The 536-nt window shown below is 61.6% G+C and carries 1 pseudogene; it reads right to left on the bottom strand.

What is annotated here, in order from left to right:
• Positions 1–423 (bottom strand): annotated as a pseudogene (locus DM995_RS18735) (argonaute/piwi family protein); the annotation flags it as partial.
• Positions 424–536 lie beyond the last annotated feature (113 nt).

The following is a 536-nucleotide window of genomic DNA, read 5'->3' as shown; positions in this document are numbered from 1 at the left end:
GGGCGTCCTCATTCCCGGATAGGTGCGATACCACGGCACGCTTCCGCGCGTGTATAGCATCAGTTCGTCGCCGAGCTCCACTGCAGTTCCCCTAAACGTAGGGTAGTTGCCCTCTCGCATGAGCATCTGGTGCGGACTTTCCGACACCCACACCAAATCGCGGAAAGAGATCCCCGCATCAGTCGCCGCGGCCATCATGCCGTCCGCCTCGGCTCCGTCAAACCGGGACGTCTTCATGATCACCAGCCGCGCCGGCATATGGCCGTGTTGCGCGCGATACTCCTCCAGCGACCGGACGACGAGCTGGTATGCATCGCCGCGCTCGAGATAAGGATGCCGGTCGTGCTTATCGTGCAACGCCTTTCCGCCCCGCAAGATAAGACCCCGACCACGCTCGTCGAACATTTGGGCGGTGCTGGTCATCAGGTTGCGGCCGCCCAGGTCCTTGTAGAATCCGATCCCCAGAAACGTCGTCTTGTATTCGCCCTCCCTTACTGGGAGCCGCCATGGCGCCCGACCGGCTTTGTAGAATAACG

Source organism: Blastomonas sp. UPD001, assembly GCF_003426715.1.
Taxonomy (GTDB): domain Bacteria; phylum Pseudomonadota; class Alphaproteobacteria; order Sphingomonadales; family Sphingomonadaceae; genus Blastomonas.
The sequence above is the reverse complement of the archived record's forward strand: the minus strand, read 5'-3'. Positions and strand labels throughout refer to the sequence as shown.